At 65.5% G+C, this 19534-nt stretch carries 17 protein-coding genes and 2 pseudogenes; 10 read left to right on the top strand and 9 right to left on the bottom strand.

Annotated features, from left to right (window positions below; genetic code table 11):
* Nucleotides 1-128: 128 nt before the first annotated feature.
* From MET2598_RS0109750 to MET2598_RS38930, 4 genes and pseudogenes are all read right to left on the bottom strand, one after another.
* Nucleotides 129-1199, bottom strand: coding sequence for an IS630 family transposase (locus MET2598_RS0109750; RefSeq protein ID WP_026190627.1), 1071 nt, complete (start codon nt 1197-1199; stop codon nt 129-131).
* Between the two features lie 317 nt (nt 1200-1516).
* Nucleotides 1517-2554: an IS110 family transposase gene (locus MET2598_RS0109745; protein ID WP_018260697.1), complete on the bottom strand. Its 1038-nt coding sequence runs from the start codon at nt 2552-2554 to the stop codon at nt 1517-1519.
* Between the two features lie 124 nt (nt 2555-2678).
* Entirely contained in the window at nt 2679-2936 is a 258-nt protein-coding gene (locus MET2598_RS38935; RefSeq protein WP_269083041.1) for a hypothetical protein, read from the bottom strand.
* A gap of 49 nt (nt 2937-2985) precedes the next feature.
* Nucleotides 2986-3947: pseudogene (locus MET2598_RS38930) on the bottom strand (IS630 family transposase).
* A 335-nt stretch (nt 3948-4282) separates the two neighbouring features.
* Between MET2598_RS38930 and MET2598_RS40925 the strand changes: the two are divergent.
* Both MET2598_RS40925 and MET2598_RS0109725 read left to right on the top strand, forming a co-directional pair.
* The gene (locus tag MET2598_RS40925; RefSeq protein ID WP_157182120.1) at nt 4283-4801 is read left to right on the top strand and encodes a hypothetical protein; all 519 of its coding nucleotides are present in this window, start codon (nt 4283-4285) and stop codon (nt 4799-4801) included.
* An 859-nt stretch (nt 4802-5660) separates the two neighbouring features.
* Nucleotides 5661-6587 (top strand): site-specific integrase, encoded by a 927-nt coding sequence (locus MET2598_RS0109725; protein WP_018260692.1) that lies wholly within the window; start codon nt 5661-5663, stop codon nt 6585-6587.
* Nucleotides 6588-6980: 393 nt separating this feature from the next.
* Here MET2598_RS0109725 and MET2598_RS0109720 read toward each other — a convergent pair whose 3' ends face one another.
* On the bottom strand, nt 6981-8003 hold the full coding sequence (locus MET2598_RS0109720) for a hypothetical protein (RefSeq protein ID WP_157182119.1): 1023 nt from the start codon (nt 8001-8003) through the stop codon (nt 6981-6983).
* A gap of 491 nt (nt 8004-8494) precedes the next feature.
* On the bottom strand, nt 8495-8647 hold the full coding sequence (locus MET2598_RS40920) for a hypothetical protein (protein ID WP_018260690.1): 153 nt from the start codon (nt 8645-8647) through the stop codon (nt 8495-8497).
* Nucleotides 8648-8948: 301 nt separating this feature from the next.
* On the opposite strand from MET2598_RS40920, the gene MET2598_RS0109705 reads away from it, so the two are divergent.
* From MET2598_RS0109705 to MET2598_RS0109680, 5 genes and pseudogenes are all read left to right on the top strand, one after another.
* Nucleotides 8949-9575 carry a DsbA family oxidoreductase gene (locus MET2598_RS0109705; protein WP_020493644.1) on the top strand — a complete coding sequence of 209 codons (627 nt, stop codon included), beginning with the start codon at nt 8949-8951 and terminating at the stop codon, nt 9573-9575.
* A 192-nt stretch (nt 9576-9767) separates the two neighbouring features.
* Entirely contained in the window at nt 9768-10499 is a 732-nt protein-coding gene (locus tag MET2598_RS40915) for a hypothetical protein (protein WP_157182118.1), read from the top strand.
* A 115-nt stretch (nt 10500-10614) separates the two neighbouring features.
* Nucleotides 10615-12137 (top strand): annotated as a pseudogene (gene istA, locus MET2598_RS36235) (IS21 family transposase).
* Nucleotides 12138-12148: 11 nt separating this feature from the next.
* The gene (gene istB, locus MET2598_RS0109685; RefSeq protein ID WP_018260687.1) at nt 12149-12892 is read left to right on the top strand and encodes an IS21-like element helper ATPase IstB; all 744 of its coding nucleotides are present in this window, start codon (nt 12149-12151) and stop codon (nt 12890-12892) included.
* A gap of 527 nt (nt 12893-13419) precedes the next feature.
* Nucleotides 13420-13998 carry a class I SAM-dependent methyltransferase gene (locus MET2598_RS0109680; RefSeq protein WP_018260686.1) on the top strand — a complete coding sequence of 193 codons (579 nt, stop codon included), beginning with the start codon at nt 13420-13422 and terminating at the stop codon, nt 13996-13998.
* Between the two features lie 56 nt (nt 13999-14054).
* On the opposite strand, the gene MET2598_RS0109675 is transcribed toward MET2598_RS0109680, so the two are convergent.
* Nucleotides 14055-14387: a hypothetical protein gene (locus MET2598_RS0109675; protein WP_018260685.1), complete on the bottom strand. Its 333-nt coding sequence runs from the start codon at nt 14385-14387 to the stop codon at nt 14055-14057.
* A 35-nt stretch (nt 14388-14422) separates the two neighbouring features.
* Between MET2598_RS0109675 and MET2598_RS36230 the strand changes: the two genes are divergently transcribed.
* Nucleotides 14423-15166 (top strand): hypothetical protein, encoded by a 744-nt coding sequence (locus tag MET2598_RS36230; protein ID WP_018260684.1) that lies wholly within the window; start codon nt 14423-14425, stop codon nt 15164-15166.
* Between the two features lie 105 nt (nt 15167-15271).
* Here the strand turns inward: MET2598_RS36230 and MET2598_RS0109665 are convergent, their stop codons facing one another.
* Both MET2598_RS0109665 and MET2598_RS0109660 read right to left on the bottom strand, forming a co-directional pair.
* Entirely contained in the window at nt 15272-16288 is a 1017-nt protein-coding gene (locus tag MET2598_RS0109665) for a TRAP transporter substrate-binding protein (protein WP_026190623.1), read from the bottom strand.
* A 415-nt stretch (nt 16289-16703) separates the two neighbouring features.
* Entirely contained in the window at nt 16704-17585 is an 882-nt protein-coding gene (locus tag MET2598_RS0109660; protein ID WP_157182117.1) for an ABC transporter substrate-binding protein, read from the bottom strand.
* Nucleotides 17586-17754: 169 nt separating this feature from the next.
* Between MET2598_RS0109660 and MET2598_RS0109650 the strand changes: the two genes are divergently transcribed.
* Nucleotides 17755-18998, top strand: a protein-coding gene (locus MET2598_RS0109650) for an IS3 family transposase (RefSeq protein WP_085984585.1) whose coding sequence is annotated in 2 segments (ribosomal slippage) — nt 17755-18079 and nt 18079-18998 — 1245 coding nt in all. Because the reading frame shifts where the segments join, the coding sequence is not laid out codon by codon here.
* Between the two features lie 352 nt (nt 18999-19350).
* Complete coding sequence (locus MET2598_RS40910) at nt 19351-19527, top strand: hypothetical protein (protein ID WP_157182116.1); 177 nt, start codon at nt 19351-19353, stop codon at nt 19525-19527.
* Nucleotides 19528-19534: the final 7 nt, after the last annotated feature.

Here is a 19534-nt window from a genome sequence, read left to right as displayed (position 1 = left end):
CCAACCGATCCTCAGCAGACATCATCAAGCAGCAGCCCTGCGCTGACTGCGGACAGAAGCAAGCCTCCGGCGAAGAGATGACGCTCAGAAGGGATTGACACCAATGCCCGTTACAGAAGTGCAGTGACTCATTCGGATGGTGCAGCGTTGCCGTTGATGGCATCGAGGATGGCAGTGGCTGGCTTGGTCCAGACAAAGGGCTTGGGCTTATCATTGTGCTCGGCGATGGAGCGGTTGATCGCGGCCTGAAGGTCCACGATCCCGCTGAAGCTGCCCCGCTTCAGCCTGCGCCGGGTCAGAGCCGAGAAGAAGCCTTCGACCGCGTTCATCCACGAAGCCGAGGTCGGAGTGAAGTGGAAGGTCCAGCGTGGATGACGAGCCAGCCAGGCCCGCACCTTCGGGTGCTTGTGGGTGGCATAGTTGTCCAAGATCACGTGGATCAGCTTGCCGGCCGGCACTGCTGCCTCGATGGTGTTGAGGAAGCGCAGGAACTCGTCGTGGCGGTGACGCTGCATGCAGCGGCCGATCACGGTGCCGTCCAGGACGTTGAGCGCCGCAAACAGTGCCGTGGTGCCGTGCCGGACGTAGTCGTGGGTCTGGGTCTCGGGGCGTCCCGGCCTCACGCCTCGGCTCGGGCGGGTGCGCTCCAGGGCCTGGATCTGGCTCTTCTCGTCCAGCGACAGCACCACAGCGTGGCGCGGCGGGTCCATGTAGAGGCCCACGATGTCCTCGACCTTCTCGGCGAAGGCAGGATCGTTCGAGCGCTTGAAGCTGCGCACCCGATGCGGCTGCAGGCGATGCGCGTCCCAGATGCGCTGGACGGAGCGCAACGAGATCCCGACGGCTTGTGCCAGGGCGCGACCGGTCCAATGGGTGACCTCGCCGGGCGGCTCGGAACAGGTGAGGGCAAGCACCTCGGCCACGGTGCCGGCGGAATGGGGCGGCTTGCCGGGCGGGCGGGTCTTATCGCGCAGCAGACCCTCGACCCCCTCCTCGGCGTAGCGCTGCTGCCAGCGCCAGACGGCGGGCCGGCTGACCCCCGCCTGCTGGGCGACGTCCAGGACGGGGAGGCGCTCGGCTGAGAGCAGGACGATGCGGGCGCGCTGGATGTGCTTGAGGGGCCGCGCCCGATCGGCGACGATGGCGGACAGGCACGTCAGGTCGGCGGCACTCGGGATCACACAGACAGTCTGAGCCATGCCTCAGACTCGCACGGCTCACGCCCGTTGTGAATCCTCCGTATGCGTCAGAGCACTTCTGTAACGGGCATTGGTGTCAATCCCTTCTGAGCGTCATCTCTTCGCCGGAGGCTTGCTTCTGTCCGCAGTCAGCGCAGGGCTGCTGCTTGATGATGTCTGCTGAGGATCGGTTGGCCTATCTAGGGTCGCGCAGTCACCTCGTCGGCGCTGCTGTGCACTGAACGGCCTGACCGGATCCATCGTCCCGGCGAAGGGACTCGGCCTCGGGGGGGCTGATGGTGATGAGCCCACCCGAAGAGTGTGTCGTCTCTCCTGGTCTAAGCGGCGGCCAGAGGCGCAGCTTTGTGAGTGACGAAAGAGGTCTGGTCGCGCAGCATCCGGTGCAGCACGACCGCGAGCTTGCGTGCGAGGGCGACCTTGGCCTTGCGCAGACCTGCACGCTTGGCGACGCTCAAGGCCCAGGTCTTCAGGTCGGATCCCTTCACCGGCCGCATCAGGATGACATTGGCCGCCTCATAGAGGGCGGTGCGCACTCCAGCGTCGCCGACCTTGGAGATCCGCCCCGTGTAGTCCGTCTCGCCGGACTGATACTTCTTGGGCGTCAGGCCAAAGTGGGGTCCAACCGCTCGTGATGAGCGAAACCGCTGCGGATCGTCCACCGCCGCCACGAAGGTCAGCGCCACCACGACGCCCACGCCGGGTGTTGTCATCAAGCGATGCGCCCTCTCGTCCTGGCGCGCCATAGCCCGCACCCGACGCTCAAAACCGCGGAGCTCCTCAGCGAGCACCTCTCGCGCCTTCAGCAGCGCGGTCGCGATCATCTCCAGAGCGGGATGGCCGTCGACCAGTGTCCGTATCCGGGCCGGATAGGTCTTCGGCGTCGTGGCGCCGACCTTCAGCCCGAAACCCCGCAGGATCCCGCGCAGGCTCATCTCCATATCGTGCAGCTTGCCCTGCACCAGCTTGCGCGCCGTCAGCATCGCACGGACCTCCTGCGCCGGGACCGACTTGCAGTGCACCGGGCGGAACCAACCCAGCCGCATCAGCTGAGCGATGCCGCGGGCGTCCTTCTTGTCGGTCTTCACCGGCATGGTCTTGAAGGCTGCGCGCACGTGGCGGGTCTCCAGCAACTCCACCGCCAAGCCGGCCCTGCTCATGGACGCGTAGAGCCACTGCGACAGCGGCCCGGCTTCCAATCCGATCCGCTCCATGGCCACGGGATGCTCGGCGAACCAGCTGATCAGGGCGTCAGGCTCACTCAGCACCTTCGCTTCGCGGACGATCTTCCCCTCAGCATCGACGACACAGACGTATGAGGCTTCCAGAGACACGTCGATCCCGGCATACTGCTTCATGGTCGTTCCTCGATGATGCTTGGCGCAGGCCCAAACCTGACGCCGTTGACTTCGGACACCATCATTCTGAGGGACGACCACCCAACCTCAAGCGCTCCGGTGTTCGGCGCGCCCGTTACATCATCTAGTTCGCGTTCAAGCCCATCTCCTGGCTCTGGAGCTTGCGCTTCCAGAGGCTCTCCATCCCGAGGATCTCCTCGTCCGTGGTGTCAGACCCGGCGACCTGAAGCACGGAGACCTGGTAGTCCGAGGGGTCGCGCGCCCTCAGGCGCACGTTCCCGCCGCGCCCGGTGCGCGCATAGTCCTCCCACCGACCGAGGAAGCCCCCGGCGCCGGTAGCCGAGCCGACGTAGACCTCCTTGGTTCTCGGGCACGTCAGCAGATAGACGCCCTTCGCGGCAGTCAGCGCGACCTTCTAGAGCGGCGCCCGATCATGTTGAAGCATAAGCATCGTCCTCATGCCCGCCTCCCGTTAAGTAATTGCGACACTCTTCGGGTGAGAAGTGCGTGAAAGTTCGGCGGATCGCCGCCCAGAGATCGCTGACGGTGCGGGCCGCCGCGCTGCGCAGGAGCGCTTTGAGCTTTGCGAGGGCCTGTTCAATCGGGTTGAACTCAGGCGAGTAGGGTGGGAGATCCAAGAGCCGGGCTCCGGCTGCCTCAATCGCCTCGCGCACCCCCGCCACCTTGTGGACGCCGAGGTGGTCCAGGATGAGCGTGTCGCCCGGCCTCAGGGTCGGGACCAGCGTCTCAGTCACGTAGGCGCGGAAGCGCTCACCCGTCACAGGCCCGTCCAGCAGCGCGATCGCCTCGGGCCCGGTCGTCCTCAGCCCGGCGATGACGGTGGTGGTCTTCCATTCCCCGGCCGGTGCCGCGATCCGGCAGCGCTCGCCGCGCGGTGCCCAGCCATAGCGGCGGACCATGCTGGTGTTGGCAGCCGTCTCGTCCAGGAACACGAAGCGGTCCGGGTCGAGGTCGAGTTGGCCCTCAGACCAAGCCTCGCGCGCCACTCTTACATCGTCTCGATCCTGCTCAGCTGCGTGCAGCGCCCCTTTTTGCGCGTGATCCGGTGCCGGGCGAAGAAGCGCGACAGACTGGTGGGGCTGACCGCAACGCCGTGCTCCTGAAGTGCCTCGCGCAACTCGCGCAGCATGATCTGCGGGCGAGCCTGGTAGGTCTGCAGGATGAGATCGGCATGAGCCTCGATGTAACGGGAGCGCTAGTCGCCGCCCCCCGGCTTGGGCGCGACGTGCCCCACGGGCTCCTTCTGCTGCGACCAGCGGCTGGCGCTGGCCCGGCTCACCCCAAAACGCTCGGCAGCTTGCCGGCAGGCCGCTCCGGCTGACACGGCGAACGCCACGCGCTGGCGCAGATCAACGGACAAGGTTGTCGGCATCGCCTCCTCCTTGCCCTATTAACCCCCAGCCGCCCGGCACAGCTTCCGATCGGACGAGCCCCGCCCTAGCCACTCATCAGTGAGGTGTAGCACACGGGACGGAGCAGCGCGGGCGGTAGTGTTCTCCGCGCAAACGGATAGACGTCATTACTGGTTTCGTTGAATACCAACGCGGCGCCCGGAACCGAGAGCTCTCAGCTCGTGTCGGATCAGTAAATAATGACTTATCGAATGGGAATCGATTTTGGCGTGCCAGCGGAACTTACAACACGCTCCGGGATTAAGATGGCAGTGGGCACTGACACTCACCCCAATCAAGAAATGCGAGAATATACATGAAGCTTGCATCTGGAATTTGGGATTCTGGAAGTCGTCGTGAAGTTATAAAGAAGCTGAAGGAAGGATCAACGCCGCGCAAATTGTCTTTAGAATTCGGAACACCTATTGGAACTATATATAGATGGAGAAGAGAGGCGGGCATTAACACTGCTGTTTCACGTCGACCTGGCACTATCATGGAAAAGGCGATCGAAACGGAACGGAATTTAGTCTCTATTATCGATAAATTTAAAACATTCGAAGCGCTGGATGATAATATAGTATCAGAATTCAACAGTAAAATTAAAGTGGCAAAGGAGATAATGCTGTCGCAATTGGGAAATGCTGAATTAATAATTAAGCTATTAAACACATCCCTGAAGGCGTCTGAGGAAATTATGCGGAAAAGCAAAGTTATATCATCCACGGAAGAGGAAAATTTTAACTCGGGGGCGCCAGAAATGCTAGAAACGATCGAAATCATCAGAGATTTTCATAGCTTCGTCAAGAGAATCAAACAGCTTAAACTCGACTAGGCGTCAACGTATCTGCTTGTTGATTGTGCTCACAAGGTTTCTGTAACCAGCCGCACGGCGCATGCGAATGAGCCGTGCGAACCTGCGCCTGTGACCCTGTTCCGGCACCTCCTGCCAGGCCTCGATCTCCCACGACATGCTCGACCTCCCGGGGGTAGTCCTGGACTTCAAGGAATGGTCGTGGACCTTCACGTTCCCTTTCCCGGCTCCTGCAAGAGCAACATGCCGCAATCTGAGCCCTCACCGATCAGCACGGAGCCGCGCCAGGGTGGGCTGCCCTGCCAGACCCTGAGTAACCGGCACGCGTCCTTCTGCGCCAGAACGATGAACAGGCAGGGGACAACCTGAGTGCGCGATGTCCCCTCCGTGTCCGTTACGAACGGATGCGAACAATCCGCTGCCGGGTTCAAATGTCCCCTACTTGTCCCCTCAATGTCCCCTCCGTGTCCGGCCGGAAGCTGAATGCGAATAGGTTTGAGCTGAATGTCCCCTTCGGGTAAGACGGTGGGCCGGAGAGCGCCGCCCTCGATGTTCGCTGACAGAAAACCGTGAACGATGTTCATATGGGGCGAGGCGGCGGCCGACCTCGTGCGTGTTCGCCTGCCGCCGGACCTAGTCCTTGTCGAGCCTGCACGTCCATCTCGCCTTCGTTGATCGTGCCGAACCTCATCCGGTCCGGCGCAGCGAGACATGCCTCCGCCTCGACCATACCCTCGACGACGTCACGCGACCCGGACCTCTCCTTGCAGGCCCTCCGGCGGCGTCCTTCAGTGCAGCGCTCACGAGGGACACCAGGAACGCGATGGCGACGATCAGAAAGCTCCGGGGCCGCTGGCAAGCATCCGTCAGGCGCAAGGGTATGCAACCCCGCTCCAAGAGCTTCGACAGCAAGAGCGACGCCGAGCGCTGGGCCCGCACTCTCGAAGCCGAGCTCGACCGCTGTGGCGCCCTCCCCGACACTCGCGTCGCAGAGAGCACGACGCTGACCGCGATCCTCACCCGCTACCGCGACGAGATCTCGCCCACGAAGCGCAGCTCGGTCTCGGAGGTCGCGCGCATCAACGCCATCCTGCGCCGGCCGATATGCCACCGCACGCTGGCACTGCTCTCGACCGCGGATCTCGCCAGCTACCGCGACGAGCGGCTCAAGAAGGTGGCGCCCGCGACCGTAATCCGGGAGTTGAACACCATCTCGCACGCGATCGATACGGCTCGTCGCGAGTGGGGCATCCACCTCGCCCAGAACCCGGCCAAGCTCGTCCGCCGCCCTGCCCTGCCCCGGGGCCGCACGCGCCGCCTGGAGGGCAACGAGGAGCAGATCCTGCTCGCCGCCGCGGACGCCGGGCGGGTGCGCTACCTGCGCCCGCTGATCGTGCTTGCGATCGAGACCGGCATGAGGCGCGGCGAGTTGTTGTCCCTGCGCTGGGAGCACGTCGACCTCGAGCAGCGAGTCGCGCACCTCCCGATGACGAAAAACGGCACGAGCCGGGACGTCCCGCTCTCGACCCGGGCCGTGGAGACGCTCAGAGCCCTCAGGACGGGCGAGAGCGAGATGGTGTTCACCGCAGCCCCGAACGCCGTGAGGCTCGCCTGGGAGCGCCTGACGCGCCGCGTAGGGCTCGAGGATCTGCACCTGCACGATCTGCGGCACGAGGCGGTGTCACGCCTGTTCGAGAAGGGCTTCAACGTTGCCGAGGTCGCGACGATCTCGGGGCACCGGGAGCTGCGCATGCTCCAGCGCTACACCCACCTCCGGGCCGCGGATCTCGCAAGCCGGCTTGGGTAGGAGGATCACCCGGAAGCTCATGGAGGTCGAGCGTGCCGCACCGGGGTGTCTCGTCCCTCGTAGCGGACGCACGCCTCCGGAGGAGCCGGACACCTCGGTGTTAAGCACGAAGCATCGACATAGGCGCACCCCTAGCCGGAGCCTCACTAAGCTTCGAGACCCTCTTTCATGCCCAGAGCTTCTTCAGCTTCGAGACGCCGTTATCCGGAGCCGGTGCCTCCCATCCTGAAGCTTGGAAGGGTGTAACGCTCTCCTTCTATTGAATACTCTCTTGAAGTGTTTCTACCATATGGAGAGCGTTACACCTGCCTCCGAGACACCCTCCGGCTCCCGCCGGAGGCCGCCTGCCAGAGTCTATGAGGATCCGGATCAGGTTCCGGCCCCTCCCGTAGCTTACGCTGCCTCGTCCAGGTTCCCGGCCTCCTCACCAGCCCCGACCCGTGCGAGCCGCTGCTTCTCCCGGAACCTGCGGACGCGTTCCCTACCCAGCTCCCGGACGTGCGCACGATGGGGATCATCGGAGCCATACCGTGCCACGACCGCGGCGCACGTGCGCTCCGACTCCCTCACACACTGCGCGGCGAGCGGGCACTTAAGACACGGGCCAGCGTTCACCTCCAGGGGCGCCGGGAGCCCGAAGCACGACGGGATGAGCTGCTCGTCCGGCACGTGCTCGACCGGGTCCGGGCCCCCAATTGCCCGCTCCCGAGCCATGGTCACGTGCTCCTCGCCGAAGAACTCCTCGGCCACGTGGGCCGGCAGCACCCGCATCATGTCGATGGACGCACCCAAGGCGAGCACCGGGCTCGACCTCTTGCGGGTCGTGCGTGCGACGTGCTGCTGGTGCGCGAGCTGGTCCGGCAGCCCGCAGAAGTTCTCGGTGCGGTAGTGCGGCAGTTCGGAGAGCCAGCGCGCGCCGACCAGCTCCTCCTCCCAGCGCTCCTTCACCGCCTTGATGCAATCGGCGGTGCGCATCTGCCCCGGCCGCAGCAGGCGCGTCTGCTTGGCCCGCCGGACCGCCGTCTCCATGTTCGTGTAGCAGTAGATGAAGTAGCCCATCCCGAGCGTGTCAGCGTGGACGCGCGCGTTCCAGAACGTGCTGAACTCCTGCCGATCGTGCCAGAGCTCGCCGGACGCGATGCCACGCTTGTCGGCCGCAACAGCGGTTTCGAAGTTCCGGCTCCACTGTATGCGGTAGGCCCTCTGATACTCCTCCACGAACTTGAGCGTGGCTTCGACGGGGGAGAGGAAGCGGTAGTCGAACCACTTGGTCTGAGCGACGTCGCGCTCAGCCTGCCAGCAGGCAGGGGTCATGTAGGCGGCGGCCTGCAGGAGGAGCTGGGCGCGCTCCTCCATGATGGTCGGGTCGAGCTCGCCGATGGCGCGCATGGGGGTGCGTTCAGATGATGCGGTCATCTGTCGGGGTCCTTCCAGGTCTGGGGCAGCCGCACGAACTCGTCGGCACATTTTCGCTATAGCGATCGGCCATCGGCGCTTCACATGAGAAACGCAAATTCTCGGCCCCAAAGCGCCAAGCCGCCAGGAAGCCCACTGGCGGGCGCTCTTCGCGCCAGCTACTCACCAGCTCTTGATACCGCCAAGCCGCTCAGCGACGGTCCCTGGCCATTCTACGGGGCATCCAGATCGTGGGGCCGGTCGGGCAGGCCCCGATGACCATCCTTCGCGATCGCTAGCTCCACCCCTGACCAGCTCGATGCCCCTGCCCCGCACTCCGCCCACCGAGATGCGGATGCTCGGCTACGCGGAAGTCGCGGTCGTCATGCATGAACTAGACCTACGCGGAGGCTCACGCCGTTCCCGCCGAACCCATCCTCCTGATCGTGAACCCGCTCGCCGGGCCAGGGCTCGCGCTACTCGACGTCGTGGACAAGCATCGCTGTCAGAAGCTAGGCGGGCGCGGCGTCCTGGTTGAGCAGGATCGCCCGGCGCGCCTGGTTCTTAAGGTGGATGACCGACCCGTCCGCGTCGGCGTGGCCCAGTAGGAGCTCGCCCTCGTTCAAGATAATGGCGATCTCGCTGCCCTGCGTGTCCACCGTCATACACCGACCAGGAGATCACCAGCACGGGGCCCCGGCAGTGCGCGGCCCGAAGGTGGATCGAGCCAATCCAGGGCGGAGGGAGCACCGACAGCCCGGTCGCGGAGATGGACCAGCACGACCATGTGGCTGGGAAGGGCACAGGCGAGCGTTTCCAGCGGCAGCTACTCACCCAGCTCTCGACACCGCCAAGCCGTCCAGCGACGCTCCCAGCCCATGCTGCGCAGGGCCCACACTGCAGGGAAGGTGAGACTGGTCTCCAAGCGCAGGATCGGCCATGTCCTCGTCGAGCAGGAGCACGCCCATGCCGTTGACGATCTCCGTGTTCTCCGACGTGATCTGCCCGTGGTGCTACCTCGGCAAGCGCCGGCTCGAACGCGCCCTCGATCAGCTCGGGCTGCGCGAGACCAGCGCAGTCGAGTGGCTGCCGTTCGAGCTGAACCCGGACATGCCGGTCGAGGGCATGGAGCGCGCCCTCTACCGCGCCCGGAAGTTCGGGGCCGAGCGCAGCGCGCAGCTCGACGCGCAGATGGCGGAGCTTGGACTGCAGGAGGGCATCAACTTCGCCTTCGAGCGGATGCACCGGACCCCGAACACGCGACGTGCCCACATGCTGATCGCGTTCGCCACGCAGCGCGGACGAGCGGGAGCGGTGGTAGACGCCCTGTTCCGCGCCTACTTTGAACAAGGCCGAGACGTTGGCGACCCCGATGAGCTCCTCAACGTCGGGGTAGCGGCAGGCCTCGATCAGGCCCCCGTTGTCGAGGCACTCAACAGCGAGCAACTCGGGCAGTCCGTGGAGCACGTCGAGCAACAGGCCGCCGAGATGCACGTCACCGGCGTGCCGTTCTTCATCGTGGACCGCAAATGGGCGGTCTCCGGCGCGCAGCCGACTGAGCGATGGCTCGAGGTCTTCAGCTCTAATGTCTAAGCATTCAAAGGACTATACGGGTGTGATCACGCGACCGGAATAAGGTCCCGGCAACATGCAGCGTGGTCACTGCACATCAAAGCCGGCCAGCAACCGCCAGTGCAGCGAAACAAGATCCATTAGCAATGTTCCTAGCTGTTCGATTTCAACGATTGACGACAGCCTGCTGGCCTCCTTTCTCGTGGCACCCCTATGAGTGATCATTTCCTTGATGTCGAGCCATCATTTGCTAACCAATGGCGGGCGGTCATCCTGTTTGGACGCAATACCGCTTCTTACAAATTCGCGCTGGCCGAGGCGCTGCTTGAGCTGGCTCCAAGCAGCGAGTTAGTCCTCCTTGAGGATTTGGCCTTGCCCTACGCACAAGCCTTGTGTCGCCATCTCAAGAATACACCTAAACAGGCAACAAGCTCATCGAGCCGTTTCCTGGATGAGTGCCGAAGGTTCAACGATGGCAGCTCGAGTGAGGAACAACTCAGGGCTGCCACGATTCGCCTCGGCTTCAATAATGTCATTGACGCGTTTCATAATCTAGCGATTCGTGAGCTTCCGAGCCGCTTCTTTGTTGACGAGCGAAAAGAATCAAAGGGCCTTCGACTCACTGACGCGTTTTCTACGCTGGTGAACGAGCATTCACCACAGGGGCTCCAACGTGAAACCGATGCTCGCTGGTGTTTGGTCGAGACCGCTTGGGAGCTTGGCCTAACGCGCTCTGTCATCGCTTTCGACCAAGTGACGACCGATCTGGTTGTAGATCGCAACCGCAGACGTGTGAGCGTGACGTCATGCCGGCACGCATTGAACGGCTATCAGAAAGGACACTGCTTCTATTGCTATGTGCGGATTCCGATTGAAGTCGGCCACCGGTTCCGAGGCGAAGCCGGCCAGCGTTCCGATTTGATGTCGGCCAGCGTTCCGAGATGAAGCCGGCCACTCGGTAGCCGGCATCGGCCACGGCGCATCCCCGCGGGTCAGCAACCGCGGCATCCCAGTCCTCGAGCACGAGGAGAGCGGGATGCCGGCCAGGAGACAGCTGACCATGCGACAAATCAAACAGATGCTGCGGCTCGCCCACGATGGGGTGAGTTCGCGCGAGATCGGACGAACGCTGGGCGTGGCCCGCTCGACCGTGCAGGACAACCTCGCCCGGGCAACCGCCGCCGGCCTAACCTGGCCGCTTGGCCCCGGGGTCAGCGACGCGGTGCTGGAACAGCGCCTGTTCGCCCGGGCTGGGGTGAAGCAGGGGGCATGCGGCGACTGCCCGAGCCGAACTGGCCCTCGCTGGTCAGGGAGATGCGCCGGCCCGGGGTCAACCTCACGGTGCTCTGGGAAGAGTACCGGGAGGCCCATCCGGAGGGCTACGGCTACTCCCGGTTCTGCGATCTCTATCGCGAGTTCGAGCGCCGGCTCACCCCGGTGATGCGCCAGCATCATGCCGCCGGTGACAAGGTCTTCGTCGACTACTCCGGCAAGAAGGTCGGGATCGTCGACTCCACCACCGGCATCGTACGCGAGGCCGAGATCTTCGTGGCGGTGCTCGGCGCGTCGAGCCTGACCTACGCCGAGGCGACCTGGACCCAGACGCTGCCCGACTGGATCGGCGCGCATGTCCGCCTGTTCCGCTTCCTCGGCGGTGTCCCCCGCCTCGTCGTGCCCGACAACCTCAAGAGCGGGGTGCACAAGGCCTCGTTCTACGATCCCCGAACTCAACCCGCTCCTACGGGATGATGGCCGAGCATTACGGCGTCGGCGTCCTGCCGGCGCGGCCTCGTAAGCCGCGCGACAAGGCCAAGGTCGAGGCCGGGGTTCGCTTCGCCCAGAGCTACATCCTGGGACGGCTGCGCCAGCAGACGTTCTTCTCGCTGGCCGAGTGCAATGCCGCCATCGCCGCGATGGTGGAGCGCATCAACGCCCCCCTGATGCGCCGGCTCGGCACCACGCGCCGCGCCCTGTTCGAGGCGATCGAGCGCGCGGCGCTCCGGCCCCTGCCGGCGGAGGACTACAGCTTCGCCGAATGGCGGCTGGCCCGGGTCAACCTCGACTACCACGTCGAGGGGGGCGGCTTCCTGTACTCGGTGCCCCACGCCCTGATCCGCGAGCAGGTCGACGTGCGCCTTACGGCGCGCACCGTCGAGGTGTTCCATCGCGGTCAGCGCGTCGCCGCCCACGAACGCCGCTACACCGGCGGCCGGCGGCCACGGCACCAATCCCGACCACATGCCAGCCGCCCATCGCCGCTACGCCGAGTGGAGTCCCGAGCGCTTCCGGCGCTGGGCGCGGAGCATTGGGCCGGAGACGGAGGGGCTGGTGATCGCCATCCTCCACGACCGGCCTCATCCCGAGCAGGGCTTCCGTACCTGCTTGGGTCTCCTGCGCCTCTATCGCGGGCTCGATCCGAGCCGGGCGGAGGCCGCCTCGGCCCGGGCCGTGGCCGTCGGGGCGCTCACCTACACCAGCATCGCCGCAATCCTGGCCAAGGGCCTCGATCGCGCAGCCCCGCCTGCCGAGGCCGTCCCGGTGATGCTCCACCCCAACCTGCGCGGCCCGCGCTACTTCCACTGACGGAGACGACGATGCTTAGCCATCCCCCCCTCGATCTCCTGCACGAGCTCGGCCTGAGAGGCATGGCCTCGGGCTTCAAGGCGCTCGACGCTAACCCGGAAGCCCGCGCCCTCGGCCATGCCGAGTGGCTCGGACTGCTCCTCGACCACGAGGCCACGGCTCGGCGACAGAAGCGCTTCGAGACCCGCGCTCGCGCCGCGCGGCTGCGCCATCCCGCCAGCATCGAGGACGTCGACTACCGCAGCCATCGCGGCCTGGACCGGGCGCTGTTCCTCAAGCTCGCCACCAGCGACTGGATCCGGACCCGGCGCAACCTCGTGATCACCGGCCCATGTGGCGTGGGCAAGAGCTGGCTGGCCTGCGCGCTGGGGCACAAGGCCTGCCGGGACGACCTCTCGGTCGTGTACTACCGGGTCCCGCGCCTGTTCACCGCGCTGGCCCTCGCCCGCGGCGATGGCCGCTACGGCCGGTTGCTGCGCCAGATCGCCAAGGTGAACCTGCTGATCCTCGACGATTGGGGGCCCGAGCCGCTCCTGCCCGAACAGGCTCGCGACCTCCTCGAGATCGTCGAGGACCGCTACGATGCCGGCTCGACCCTGATCACCAGCCAGGTGCCGGTGGATCGCTGGTACGAGATCATCGGCATCCCCACGCTCGCCGATGCCGTCCTCGACCGGCTGCTGCACAATGCCCACCGCATCGAACTCGCCGGCGAGAGCCTGCGCAAACGCAAGGCGACCGAGCCCGCCGCTTGACCCGCCGATCCGACCTCGTGATCTTCACCCCAGACCCGCGGGAGCGCCCCGTCGCCGGTCGGCTTCAGATCGGAACGGTGGCCGGCTTCGCCTCGGAATGACGGCCGGCTTCAACTTGGAACCCCCGGCCGGCTTCGTCGGAATACGCAATTGCTATGCACCGATCTCGGTCATGTCGGGTGATCCAGAACTTGCCGACGTGGACCACGTCTTTCCCCATGTTTTGAAGCCGCAGCTACTGAATATCGCCATCGATGGCGTCTGGAATCTCGTCCTGGCATGTGTTGCCTGCAACCGAGGACCGGCGGGGAAGTTCGATCAAATTCCCTCGATACGACTCCTCCAGCGACTTCACGCGCGAAACGAATATCTCATCCAGAGTCATCATCCTCTTCGGGAAACTATAATGATACAGACAGGACAGACGCGACTAGAGCGCAAACACTTTCTCCAGCGGACCTACGCGTGTGCCAAACAGCTACGGGTGCACGATTGGGAGCCAGAGCAGCGTGGCAGGGCAATGTTCAATGTCGATTGAGTTCTACGATCGGCATGCAGACGCGTTCTTCGCGGATACAGTGTGTGCCGACATGGGCGTGCCGCGGGCGCGCTTCCTGGCGCATGTGCCGGCGCGTGGGCGGATCCTCGATGCTGGGTGTGGCTCGGGGCGTGACGCCAAGGCTTTTGCAAAGCTTGGCTATGAGGTCGAGGCATTCGACGCCTCGCCTGAGATGGTTCGTCTTGCAAGCAGCTTCACGGGCCTACCGATCCGGCTGATGACCTTCGAGCAGATCCATTGGACTGCTCGCTTCAATGGTATCTGGGCGAGCGCATCCCTTCTGCATGCCCCTCGTGATCACCTGCCCCGTATCGCTCAGCGCCTAGAACAGGCCCTGACCGATGGTGGAGTGCTATATGCCTCTTTCAAGCATGGCGAGACCGAGCGCGAGAAGGATGGTCGGCGCTTCACGGACATGACCGAAGCGCGCCTTCGAGCCGAGTTCCTACCGGCCACGTCACTCGAGCTCATCGAGGTCTGGGTGTCGCCCGACGTTCGCCCAGGCCGATCAGACGAGGTTTGGCTAAACGCAATCATGCGACGGTGACCAGCCGAGCGTGGCCGAGGTGCCAGGTTTCGCCTTTTTCGAAAAGCCAGGCGTGTTCACGACGATGGCCAGCGACGGGCCTTGAAGGTAGTCTCGTCGCCGTTCCAGAAGGCGATCTCGCCGTCGATGGTATCGGGCCCGTTGAACTCCGCCCAGCCGTTGCCCCAGACCTCGTCCCCCTCGTCCGAGCCGTGAAAACGGAAGCCCACATCCGTTTGGCTGTAGGAGCAATCGAGGCTCGCGACGACGACCCCGAAGCGGAACTCGCCCGTGCCGCCATGTTCGAACGCGATGAAGGCCGGCTCGACGAGGTCGAGATAGTCGTTGTCCCAGGTGCCCGACTCGGTGATGCGCCACCGTCCCTGAAACAGCTCGCGGATGCTGCTCATGCGACCCAACTCCAGACCGGCACGGAGGACGGACCATGACCGGTGAGCGCGCGCCGACAACGCGGGACGCTATTCTCACGCAGTATCGACCGATCCGAGCATCAATCCAGGCCGTCCTCGCTCAGGCAGTCTCGCACTGCAAGAAGGCCGATTTCAACCGGGCCGCGAAGCAGCTCAACCTCGTAGACGAGGCGCAGCTCGAGGACGAGATGATCTTCAACATGCTTTGCGACGTAGCCCTATTTGAGCCCAACCAGCGCGGGCGGCGCGTGTTCGACGGCTTCATGCGCGGTCGCCTTGCCACCCTCGACCCGCCGGAGCAGGACGTCGCCCGCAGGATGGGCGCGGCATTCGTGTCGATCTTCCGGGTTGCGGACTGGCACGAGCATGCCGGCGTCTGGCTCGAGGACCTGCTCGCTGGAGGACGCCGGCTCTGGCTCCTTGACGAGAGCTTGGAGGCTTCCGCGCCCGAGGACATGGTGATCGGCATGCGGCTGTTCGATACCGGGCCGTTCCATGCCGGCTTCGGCATCATCGTCGAGCCCCAGGAGGATCTGATCGCGTTCTGCAAGGAAGCTGCCGCCCGCGGCGCCCGCCTGCCGCTCCGCGCCTCGCTGGCGGCGTCACTCTACGCGGACGACATCCTGGCGCGGAGCCTGCCTGCCGTCGAACACGTGGAGGTGCCCGCGGCGGTCGTCGAGGCCCTGCTGCGCGACGTTGGTCTGAGCCCAGGCACGCCGGTGTCCCCGGCTCGGCGGGGCCGCAGATGGCGCAGATAGGGCGCAGCCTGCACGCACTTCCAGCGCAGCGCGATCCGTTCGCACCCGGGGCGGGCACCAGCCTCGTCACCTGCGCGCCGACCTCCGGGACCCGCCCCCTTCGCATCATGTCCCGAGTGGGCCCGTGTAGCGCTCCAGCGCCCCCCAGGCATCCGCGCCAAATTTCGCCTTCCACTCACCGTAGTAGCCCGCGGAGATCAGGGCCGCGCGAAACATCTCTCGGTCCGGCGTGTTGATGGCGAGACCCTTGGCCCTCAGCCGCGTCTCCCCCTCGGCATCCATGCGCGCGAACACCTGCCGCTGCTTCTCCACCGCAGCATCGAAATGGCGGCTGATCAGATCTTGCGCGTCACGAGGCAGCGCGTCCCAGGTCCTGCCGTGGGCCAGGATCCACAACCCGTCCCAGCTGTGGCCGGTCCGCGAGAGGTATTTCTGCACCTCGTAGACCTTCGTCGCCTCGATCTGGGGCAGCGAGTTCTCCATCCCATCCGCCACCCGCGTCTGCAGGGCGGCGTAGGTCTCGGCGAGATTGATCGTCGTGGGCGAGGCGCCGAGCGCCTTGAACAAGGAGGTCAGCAGCGGGCTCGGCGGCACCCGGATCTTCAGACCCTGCAGGTCGGCCACTTGGGTGATCGGCCGGACGCTCGTGATCACGTCGCGAAAGCCGTTGTCGACGACCCGGAACGCCCGCAGGCCGAACCTGCCGAGCGCGTCCCGGATGCGCTCGCTGAGTGGCCCTCCATCGAGGGCCGCCCAGAGCGGCTCGTAGCCGGAAAACGCGTAGGCCACGCCCGGGATGCCGGCGAGCGGCGCCAACGTCTGCAGCGAACTCACCGACGTGAGGGTGAACGCGAGGGCACCCGAGCGCAGCTGCGACTGCATGCTCAGCTCGCTCCCGAGCTGGCTGTCGGGGTAGAGCGTGATGTCGATCCGGCCGTCGCTGTCGGCCCGGATGGCGTCGAGCGCCTCGACGAGACAGGTGGTGGCGGGATGGGCCTGCGGCATGGGTGAGCCCATGCTCATGCGCGAGGAGGCCGCTTGGGCCCGCACGCGTCGGGACGCGAGTGGGATGGCGAGCACCGCAGCCCCCGCTTGGCTGACGAGCGTTCGGCGCGTCGGCATCCTGGATCCTCCCTCTCGACCCTCGCCGGATTGTCCCGGTCCGCGTCGGAGACGACCCGTTGCTGGCGCGTTTGACAAGCCCGGCGCGCGACACCCCTGATCGAATCTGACAGGCAGCCGCTCAGGCTCCGCAGGAGTGGCGCGTGAGCGGCACACCAGCCGACGCCGCGGCGCAATCCGTTCGCGGCCGGATCACGTTAAGGCTGCTGGTAGAGCCGCGCGCGCGCCTTGAAGGCCGCCCGGAAATGGGCGCGGGCCGCCACCGGCGGCGGGCAAGCGGGCCCGGAGCTGAACTACTCGACCGGCGACGGTCTCCCCGGCGAAGTCGATGGCGAGCGCTGGCTGTCCCGCTCGCAGCGCCGCCTATGAAGGACCCGCGCCCGAGAGCATCGACCTTGCCGCGTCTGTGGTGTAATTACTCGATCACCTGATCGGCGAGCGCGATCAATGTCGTATTGACCTTCAGGCCCAGAGTGTGAGCTGTCCTTAGGTTGAGGGCGAGTTCGTAACGCGTGGGCTGTTCGATCGGAAGATCGGCCGGCGTCGCGCCTTTCAGAATGCGATCCACGAAATAGGAGGCACGGCGCCAGTTCTCGTTGATGTCGGTCCCGTAGCTAAGAAGCCCACCCACCTCGATCAGCTCGCGAAAGCCGGACACGATTGGCATTCTGGCCGCCGAGGCGGCCGCGGCAACGCGGTGGCGCTCGGTGATGAACATGGCGTCTGTCGGGATTAGCACGAAATCGCAACGCTGATCGGTCAGAATATTCATAGCACTGCCGATATCCTCGGGCACACCGACCTCGACTGATTTTAGTTCGATGCGCAACGAGGAGGCCGCTTCCTCGGCACCGTTCTTCTGAAAACGGCTAGCGGAATTCCGAGTATTGACCAGGATCCCGACAGTTGCGGCGCCTGGAATCAGTTCGCGTGCAAACTCGACTTGCTTACCGAGTAGCGTTCCGAAGCTGACGAGGGTGATACCCGTCACGTTGCCGCCCGGACGCGCCAGGCTTCGAGCCAGACCTGATCCGATCGGATCCACCAGCGTCGCCGAGACGACTGGGATGCTCGGCATCGCCTCCGTGCAGGCCCGCGCGGCTACGACCGTCGCCGTCACAGCGACGTCGAGATCGAGCTTGGCGAGTTCGTCGGTGAGCGCGGGGAGCCGCTCCAATCGGCCGTCGCTCCAGCGCGACTGAAGCGCGAAGTCCCGCCCATCGGAGTAACCCAGGTCTCGCAGTCCTTTCTGAAACGTGCGGACGTAATGTCCGTGTGACGCCACGGAGCCGGTCACCAGACACCCGATCACCGCCGGAGGGCCACGCGGCTGTGCGAGGGCCGGCTGGCCGCAGAAGGCGAGGAGCGACGTGGGACCGAGACCTGCGATTAGATCGCGCTCCTCCGCCTCCCGGTTGCTTGAGACACCCCAGAAGCGGACGGTCTCCGCGGCAGGGGTGAGAACGATGACGACAGACGTGAAGGCAGGTGCAGAGGCGGCTGGTCCTGGCCGAGGCGGGCGCATGTCCCGGCAGCGCAAGCGTGATGCGGTGCTTCGACTGCTGCGCGGCGAGGACCTGGAGAACGTCTCGCGTGGCCTGGGCGTGACCGCCGCGACCCTGTCGGGCTGGCGCGACGCCTTTCTGGCCGCGGGCGAGGCGAGCCTGGCGACCCGGCCCACCGAGCCCGAAGCCCTGGAGAGCGGGCGGTTGAAGGCCAAGCTCGGCGAGATGCTGTTGGAGCGTGAACTGCTGGAGGCCAAGATCGCCGCCCTGGAGGCGCGCGGCCCCGGCCCTTTGGCCCGCAGGAGGTCGCGGCGATGAGCCGGGCCGTCTCGCCGTCCAGCGGCACAGCTTACGGGCTGGTCCGCGTGTGCCGGATCTGGGGCGTGTCGCGCGCCACCGTTCACCGCCACCTCTCTCCTGCTCGGTCCGAACCGGCGCGGCGTCCTGGCCCGGTCGGGCCGATGCCGGATGCGGCACTGCTGGAGGCGATCCGCGCCACCCTCACCGGCAGCCCCTTCCACGGCGAGGGTCACCGCAAGGTCTGGGCGCGGCTGCGCCACACGGGCGTGCGCACCTCCAAGCGCCGCGTCCTGCGCCTGATGCGCGAGCATGATCTGCTCGCCCCGTCTCGCGTCGGCGCGCCGCGCGGCCCGCGCACCCACGACGGCACCATCATCCCGGACGCGGTGGACACGCTCTGGGGCACCGATCTGACCACCATCTGGACTGGCGAGGGCCAGGCCGCGGTGTTCGTGGCCATCGACCACTGCTCGGCCGAGTGCGTGGGCCTGCATGCAGCGCGGCGGGCCACGCGCTTCGAGGCGCTGGAGCCGATCCGCCAGGGTGTGCGGCAGCGCTTCGGCAGCTTCGCGGCCAAGAGCGCCTCCGGCTTGAGTGTTCGGCACGACCACGGCAGTCAGTACATGTCGGACGACTTCCAGAAAGAACTGGCGTTCCTGGGCATCGCGAGTTCGCCTGCCTTTGTGCGTGCGCCGGAGGGGAACGGCTGCGCCGAGCGCTTCATACGCACACTCAAAGAGAACCTGCTGTGGGTGAAGCGCTTCGACACGGTCGAGGATCTCCGCCGAGCCCTGCTGGCATTTCGTGAGACTTACAACGAGACGTGGCTGATCGAGCGGCACGGCTTCCGCTCACCGGCGGCTATTCGGGCCGCGCAGCTTCCACCTGCGGCTCTCGCCGCATAGGGTTCAAACCGGTGTCTCACAATCCGCGGGCGGTACAGCGCCGCCTCATGGGTAAGCCCCTCGTCCGTTCGACAATGGCGCGACCCTAGCACAGGCGACCACCGGGGTAGGATGCCAGGATGGTGGGCTGATCGCCCCGGCGAGGCGGGGCAGCCGCCATCGCGACGGCGGCGCGTTTTTCGGCGGAGAGTTGCTCCCCCCTGGACTGGGTGCGATGTCTTGCGAGAGCACCAGTGCGGCGGAACGCGACGGATGTGCGGGAGGATGCTCCCGGGCCGGCGAGGCGGCGTGGCCCGCGCAGCAGAGGCGGACCCTTAGCGAGGGACGTTCGCGCGCGAGATCGGGAGGCAGCATGGACCAGCGTCGATTTCTGGCCGCCATCGGCGCTGTCTTCGCGCAGCAGCGTGCGGTCGTCGCCGAGCCGGCCCTGTTTCCGGTTGTCGGCCTGTTGTGCAGAGCGTCGCCGGACCTCTGGACTCAGGAACAGAAAGATCGCGATCAAGTCATTGACCGCGATCCAAGACCATAAAGCCCAG

This window comes from Methylobacterium sp. WSM2598 (assembly GCF_000379105.1).
Lineage (GTDB): Bacteria > Pseudomonadota > Alphaproteobacteria > Rhizobiales > Beijerinckiaceae > Methylobacterium.
Note: the sequence above shows the minus strand (reverse complement) of the source record. Positions and strands in the feature narration are given on the sequence as shown.